General features: G+C 40.9%; 8 protein-coding genes. 3 read left to right on the forward strand and 5 right to left on the reverse strand.

Annotated features, from left to right (window positions below; all coding sequences use genetic code 11):
• Positions 1–243: 243 nt before the first annotated feature.
• The 5 genes from ACFPOH_RS11545 to ACFPOH_RS11565 form a co-directional block, all read right to left on the reverse strand.
• On the reverse strand, positions 244–450 hold the full coding sequence (locus tag ACFPOH_RS11545; RefSeq protein WP_342469036.1) for a zinc ribbon domain-containing protein: 207 nt from the start codon (positions 448–450) through the stop codon (positions 244–246).
• A 130-nt stretch (positions 451–580) separates the two neighbouring features.
• Positions 581–1,384: an MBL fold metallo-hydrolase gene (locus ACFPOH_RS11550; RefSeq protein WP_342469035.1), complete on the reverse strand. Its 804-nt coding sequence runs from the start codon at positions 1,382–1,384 to the stop codon at positions 581–583.
• A 53-nt stretch (positions 1,385–1,437) separates the two neighbouring features.
• Positions 1,438–1,683 (reverse strand): hypothetical protein, encoded by a 246-nt coding sequence (locus tag ACFPOH_RS11555; RefSeq protein ID WP_342469034.1) that lies wholly within the window; start codon positions 1,681–1,683, stop codon positions 1,438–1,440.
• A 101-nt stretch (positions 1,684–1,784) separates the two neighbouring features.
• Positions 1,785–2,546, reverse strand: coding sequence for a formate/nitrite transporter family protein (locus tag ACFPOH_RS11560; RefSeq protein ID WP_390309767.1), 762 nt, complete (start codon positions 2,544–2,546; stop codon positions 1,785–1,787).
• A gap of 163 nt (positions 2,547–2,709) precedes the next feature.
• Positions 2,710–3,183, reverse strand: coding sequence for a GNAT family N-acetyltransferase (locus ACFPOH_RS11565; RefSeq protein WP_390309769.1), 474 nt, complete (start codon positions 3,181–3,183; stop codon positions 2,710–2,712).
• Between the two features lie 296 nt (positions 3,184–3,479).
• Between ACFPOH_RS11565 and ACFPOH_RS11570 the strand changes: the two genes are divergently transcribed.
• From ACFPOH_RS11570 to ACFPOH_RS11580, 3 genes are all read left to right on the forward strand, one after another.
• Positions 3,480–4,280: an amino acid ABC transporter substrate-binding protein gene (locus ACFPOH_RS11570; RefSeq protein ID WP_342469032.1), complete on the forward strand. Its 801-nt coding sequence runs from the start codon at positions 3,480–3,482 to the stop codon at positions 4,278–4,280.
• Positions 4,281–4,362: 82 nt separating this feature from the next.
• Positions 4,363–5,019 carry an amino acid ABC transporter permease gene (locus ACFPOH_RS11575; protein ID WP_342469031.1) on the forward strand — a complete coding sequence of 219 codons (657 nt, stop codon included), beginning with the start codon at positions 4,363–4,365 and terminating at the stop codon, positions 5,017–5,019.
• A gap of 11 nt (positions 5,020–5,030) precedes the next feature.
• Entirely contained in the window at positions 5,031–5,777 is a 747-nt protein-coding gene (locus ACFPOH_RS11580; RefSeq protein ID WP_342581610.1) for an amino acid ABC transporter ATP-binding protein, read from the forward strand.
• Positions 5,778–6,209 lie beyond the last annotated feature (432 nt).

A 6,209-nucleotide genomic window follows, 5' to 3' on the forward strand; every position in this document is an offset into this window, starting at 1 on the left:
ATACTGAAATGGGCCGCAAATTCCCAAACCAATTTCAAAAATAAGGAAACAGAGCGAATGGAAAAACTCATTGTTTTCTCCATTCGCTCTGTTTTTATGGACTTTTTAGACAAGCCCTTTTTTTTTGCCGAACAACTTGTTAAAAAATGTTTCCTTACTTATTGTAGTGCCCATGGATATTCATTTCAGCAGCCGAGGAACCGATGGACAGACCGTTTTTTTCCATCCATTTTACCCCCGCTTTTATCCTCCAAAAAATAGGTCCAATATATTGGAGGCGGTGGAGGATTGTTTGTTATAAAATTCAGAGTATCCGCAGTTTTTGCAATACACTACGACAAATTGATTATGTTGGATATCAAACATTTTGGACAACCCTGTGCCCGTCATGGCCACTTCCTTTGTACCCGCATTTCTGCTTCCGCACTTGATGCAACCACTTTGTTTCATGTTCATCCCTGCTTTCCAATAATTTCTTTTCTCATACATACGAACGGCCCGGCCTATAAGTTTCAAAATTTGAAAAAGCCACCATCTTTTTTATGGTGACTTTCTTTTCATCCGAACATACTATTAATTTTTAACTGGACAAGATCGATGTGATAATATGCTTTGAATGCCACTCGCCTCCGGAAACCGTTGATATTTGATATTTTCTAGGAAATAATTGCCGATGAATTTCATCGATGGAAAATCCCTGCTTTGATAAGGTCTGCACTTTATCCGTCAATTCATATAAATACTCCAGTTTTTGTTGAAACGCCTTTTTTCCATCCTTTATATATCCTGCATGGCAACAGAACATTTCCCCAAAATCCAGCTGCAAAATGTTTTCAATGGATCGAATGATTTGCGGGATGCTTTCTTCCCTCAAAATCAATTTTGTTCTGGGTGTCACGAATAAGTCGCCTGAAAAGAGCTGGCCCGTGGACTCATTCAAGAATGATACGTGGTCACACGCATGGCCGGGAGTCTCTATGACGCGCCATTGATAGTTGCGGGACTCAAATGTTTCTTCGTGGGGAAGGGCATGATACGGCGGCCGAATCCCCCAGAAAAATTTTCGGTATAATTTATAATCCGCCCTTTTCCTGCTTTTTTCCACGGACATTGGATGAAGATAAACCGGCAAACCTTTATCGCTTAAATATTTTGCGCATCCGTCATGATCCTCATGGGCATGCGTAATCACCACACGGTCTATGGACAGGCGGTCAAAAAATTTGAGGAATTCTTTTTTCATGGAATGGGCACCACAGTCAATGAGCACCCCATCCTGATAAAAGGAATATACGTTTAAATGAACTTTTGAAAATGCATTTTTCCCTTCAAAAAGTTTTACATCCCCTACGCTTGTTTCAGCAAAACTTTGTTTCAGAAACATGTCAACACCCCCATTTGCCCATGAAAAAGTTTTGAATGAGCAAAAACCACACTTTAGATTTCCTGGATGAAGCGCACTTCATCATAACCGCATTCCGGACAAACCATCAAATGGGGACAGATTTGTTCTTTAGCCGTATTTGGATATCCATCCCCCATCTTCACCGTTTCTTCATCATTGTAGTGACCATAAGGATCAAGATAATCCGATACTTTCCCCGAATCTTCCAATCGCTTTTGGCAATTTGGGCAATATACCTCGATTTCATCCAATGAATTGCAAAGAGGACATTGTGCCATCGATTCTTCACCTCAACAACATTATTCTCAAATGCCAAAAAAAGCATTCCTTCCGTCAAATGAATGATTGTTCATTCGATGGCACAAAAGATGGAGGCTGCTTACTTTTTTAGATAAGCCAAATAATAAAACATGCTTACAAATATTGCTCCTCCCACCGCATTTCCTAAAAATACCGGAACAAAGTTGGAAACATATTGCCCCCACGTCATTTCTCCGGCAAAGATGGCGGCAGGGATGATAAACATATTTGCCACGACATGTTGAAAACCGATCAATACGAACGTCATAATCGGAAACCATATGGACAAAATTTTCCCGGAAAAGGAAGACGTGCCATAGCACAACCAGACAGCCAACGCGACAAGCCAGTTGCACCCGATGGCTGATACAAAAGCTTCCACAAAACTGGCGCTCACCTTTCCATTGGCTGCGCCAACCGTTTTCTCCAAAAAGTCCCCTTCCGTCAGACCGGCAACATGTCCGAAAAAATAAGCGACAAATAAAGCGCCAAAAAAATTGAAAATCGTAATCCAAAACCAATTGCGGACCAGTTTTGTCAGTTTTATACGTTTGGCAAAACAGGCCATGGCAACGGCCATCATATTTCCAGTCACCAATTCTCCGCCGGCAAGCAAAATTAACACCAGGCCAATCGGGAAGACGCTTGCCCCCATGAAGTTTACAAAACTGCCCCATTCCTCGGGCATCGTACCAGTAATACGTACATAGGCAAGATAACCGATGGAGATAAATGCCCCTCCCAAAAACCCTAAAATGAACATTTGGAAAAAGGGCATTTCCGCCTTTTCTTCCCCTTTTTGAATGGCGATTTGGGCAATCTCTTTCGGATTGTGCTCCATTCAAACCTCCCATTAATGAATATTTATGAAATCCATGCCAGATTAATAGATGGAATCAATAAGATGGATATGACAATATCACTTTTCAGAATATTTTTCATTTATTTTAATGAACCGTTCAATTCCCGGTCAATACATAAATTTTCTTTTTTAGAATCAATATTCATCCCTTGAGGGTTTTCACCATCAAATTATGGGGAATCCCTTCTTCATAAAACACATCAGATTGAATCTGATACCCCAGCTGTTCATAAAATGCGTTTGCATGTGTTTGTGAATGGAGTTTTACCTTTGAATATCCTTTTTCTTTCGCAATCTTTTCCAATTCTTGCACAATCACCTTGCCAATCCCCAGTTTGCGATAAGGTTTCAACACACAAATTCTTTCCAATTTCCCAAAACCATTGGTAAACCGTATTCTTCCTGCCCCAACCGGTTTCTGATCGACCAGAATCAGAAGATGGTCGCATGGTGCTTCCAAAGAATCATACTCATCGATTTCATTTTCCTCCGGGACCCCCTGCTCTTCCACAAACACTTCCTTGCGAATGGCAAAGGCTTTTTCCAATTCCTCTTCCGTTGTCACCCGAATGGCTTCAATCATAATTTCATCCCTTTCTCCCTTCTTTTCATCCATCTTCAAAATTCCAATTGTTCCTGCATAAGACTTATCGGTCAGTTATTATTGTACTTATTGCTACATGTTTTTGGAAACTCATTGTTAGAAAATTTAAACTAATCCATTTTTGTTAGAATGTCAAATTTTTTGGCTAGACATAGTTCCCAATGGCGGTTACTATATAAGACGAAGGTATTATAAAAAAACTGAAGTTTTGTATTAGTTTTTAACACGAACGTTCGTGTTGCATTTTTTTTGCTAATGCACTTTAGTTTACTAAATCGTTAGATTACTAATATCAAGGAGAGTATGATATGAAGCGTATATTCACTTTATTATTCCTAATGGCAATGACAGTAATGGTTTTAGCTGCATGTGGTTCAGCTTCAGATGATGAAAAGAATGGATCAAAAGAAGAACCAGCGGATAAAGAAAAATTGATCATCGGTATTGATGACCATTTTGCACCAATGGGATTCCGTGATGAAAATAATGAAATCGTCGGTTTTGATATCGACATGGCCCGTGCCGCAGCTGAAAAAATGGGTGTGGAAGTGGAATTCCAACCAATCGATTGGTCAACAAAAGAAAGCGAATTATCCAGCGGCCGCATCGACTTGATTTGGAACGGTTACACAATTACTGATGAACGTAAAGAAAAAGTCTTGTTCACAAAACCTTATTTGGAAAACGCCCAAGTGGTTGTAACTTTGGCTGATTCCCCTATCAAGAAAATCGATGAACTTGCCGGCAAACAAGTGGGGGTACAAGCATTATCCTCCGCCTTGGATGCATTAAATGAACATCCAATCAGCAAAGAAGTGAAACTGAACGAATATAAAGACAATGTGCTTGCATTACAAGATTTGAAAAATGGCCGTGTGGATGCGGTTGTAATTGACAAAGTCGTCATTGAATATTACATGACACAAGAACCGGATACATTCAAAATCTTGGATGAAGAACTTGCTCCAGAACAATATGGTGTAGGTGTGAAAAAAGGAAACGAAGCATTGCTTGAAAAATTGCAAGCCGCTTTGGATGAAATGAATGAAGATGGCACTGCCGCTGAAATTTCCGAAAAATGGTTCGGTGAAGATAGAGTATTAAAATAATGTTATGATAGAATAAGAGGTCCAATATTTCGATAAGAGTTTCCATAGGATATGGAACTCTTATTTTTTGGGAGGAAACATCATGGTTGATTATTGGAACAGGATTATTTGGCCGATGTTGGAAGGAGCTCAAATGACCGTTTTGCTCTTCTTCATCGCCATACTCATATCAATTCCATTGGGCTTTTTGCTCACTCTGGCTGTGCGCAGCCGCTTTAAGCCCCTCTCCTGGCTTGCCCAACTCTATATTACGGTTATGCGCGGCACTCCCCTTCTTTTACAATTGCTGTTAATCTGCTTTGGCCTGCCGATGATTCCGGTGATAGGGGAATATTTAGTCTTTGACCGATTCGTTGCGGCATGTATTGGATTTGTATTAAACTATGCCGCTTATTTTGCAGAAATCTTCCGTGGGGGACTACTATCCATCGATAAAGGACAATATGAAGCGGCGAAAGTGCTTGGCTTGACAAAATGGCAAACGACAACGCGCGTCATTCTGCCCCAAATGTTCCGTGTCGCACTGCCGGCAGTCGCCAATGAATCCATTACGCTCATTAAAGATACGGCTTTGCTTTACGCCGTTGCGGTGCCGGAACTCTTGCACTTTGCCCAAACAGCGGTGAACCGGGAATTCACCATTGTCCCTTACTTTATTGCCGGGCTCATCTACTTGGCGATGACGCTCGTATTGACCGTATTCTTTAAATGGCTGGAACGTCGATATAAATACGAATAGAGGTGAAAATCATGGCGTTGATTGAAGTATCAAACTTAAAAAAATCCTTTGGAAATCAGGAAGTGTTAAAATCCATCACATTTTCCGTGGATAAAAAGGAAGTGGTCGCGATCATCGGGCCATCCGGATCAGGAAAAAGCACGTTGTTGCGGAGCTTGATTCATTTGGAAGAAATCGATGACGGAAGTATTTGTATCGACGGAGACTTTTTAGTGAAAAACGGCCAATATGCAAAACTGGCAGAAATCCGAAAAATAACCGGAAAAATGGGCATGGTGTTTCAACATTTTAACTTGTTCCCCCATTTGACGGTGAAAGAAAATCTGATGTTGGCGCCGAAACTTCGAAAAACGGAGTCCATGGCGGAAATCGAAAAACGTTGTATCGACTTGCTGCAGAAAGTTGGTTTATCCGATAAAGCGGATGCCTATCCAAGCAATCTTTCCGGCGGTCAAAAACAGCGTGTTGCCATCGCCCGGGCACTGATGTTAAACCCGCAGATCCTGCTTTTTGATGAGCCGACTTCGGCCCTTGACCCGGAACTGACAGGGGAAGTATTGAAGGTCATGAAAGATTTGGCGGAGGAACATATGACAATGATTGTTGTCACCCATGAGATGGGCTTTGCACGGGAAGTGGCAAATCGCGTCATATTTATGGATGGCGGTGAAATTATCGAAGAAAATGAACCGGAACAATTCTTCCTACAACCTCAACATGAACGCACAAAATCGTTCTTGCATAAAAACTGGAAATAATCGGAGGACCGGAACGTAAGAAAAATAAAAGAGGTAGCGGTATCATATATCCAAAAAGAATGGGACAAAACCATCTTCAAAAATATAAACAGCCCATGAAATTTCAAAATAAAATTTCATGGGCTGTTCTTGATTTTCAATTTATAGCATATGAAAAATACATACAGATCAAACAGGTTTCTAATGAAAAACCTATGATTGTGGAAACTGTTCAGTCTGTCCGTTTCGTTCAGCCATAGAAAAGCAACAATTGAAAAGCCATGGTGAATGAAAAATGGGAACTACAAATAATACTGGATAGAAACAGATCGAGTAGGAGGGAGCGATTAACTCCCGTCCTCTCACACCACCGTACGTACGGTTCCGTATACGGCGGTTCAATTAAGATAATTGACGCAAGTTTTCATAACGAGCTTCAAGACTTTCCAACCC

This window comes from Ureibacillus suwonensis (assembly GCF_042655065.1).
In the GTDB taxonomy this organism is placed as follows: Bacteria; Bacillota; Bacilli; order Bacillales_A; family Planococcaceae; genus Ureibacillus; species Ureibacillus suwonensis.

Coding starts and splice junctions, on each gene's coding strand:
- ACFPOH_RS11545 (WP_342469036.1), bottom strand. CDS start 450: ATGAAACAAAGTGGTTGCATCAAGTGCGGAAGCAGAAATGCGGGTACA.
- ACFPOH_RS11550 (WP_342469035.1), bottom strand. CDS start 1,384: ATGTTTCTGAAACAAAGTTTTGCTGAAACAAGCGTAGGGGATGTAAAA.
- ACFPOH_RS11555 (WP_342469034.1), bottom strand. CDS start 1,683: ATGGCACAATGTCCTCTTTGCAATTCATTGGATGAAATCGAGGTATAT.
- ACFPOH_RS11560 (WP_390309767.1), bottom strand. CDS start 2,546: ATGGAGCACAATCCGAAAGAGATTGCCCAAATCGCCATTCAAAAAGGG.
- ACFPOH_RS11565 (WP_390309769.1), bottom strand. CDS start 3,183: ATGGATGAAAAGAAGGGAGAAAGGGATGAAATTATGATTGAAGCCATT.
- ACFPOH_RS11570 (WP_342469032.1), top strand. CDS start 3,480: ATGAAGCGTATATTCACTTTATTATTCCTAATGGCAATGACAGTAATG.
- ACFPOH_RS11575 (WP_342469031.1), top strand. CDS start 4,363: ATGGTTGATTATTGGAACAGGATTATTTGGCCGATGTTGGAAGGAGCT.
- ACFPOH_RS11580 (WP_342581610.1), top strand. CDS start 5,031: ATGGCGTTGATTGAAGTATCAAACTTAAAAAAATCCTTTGGAAATCAG.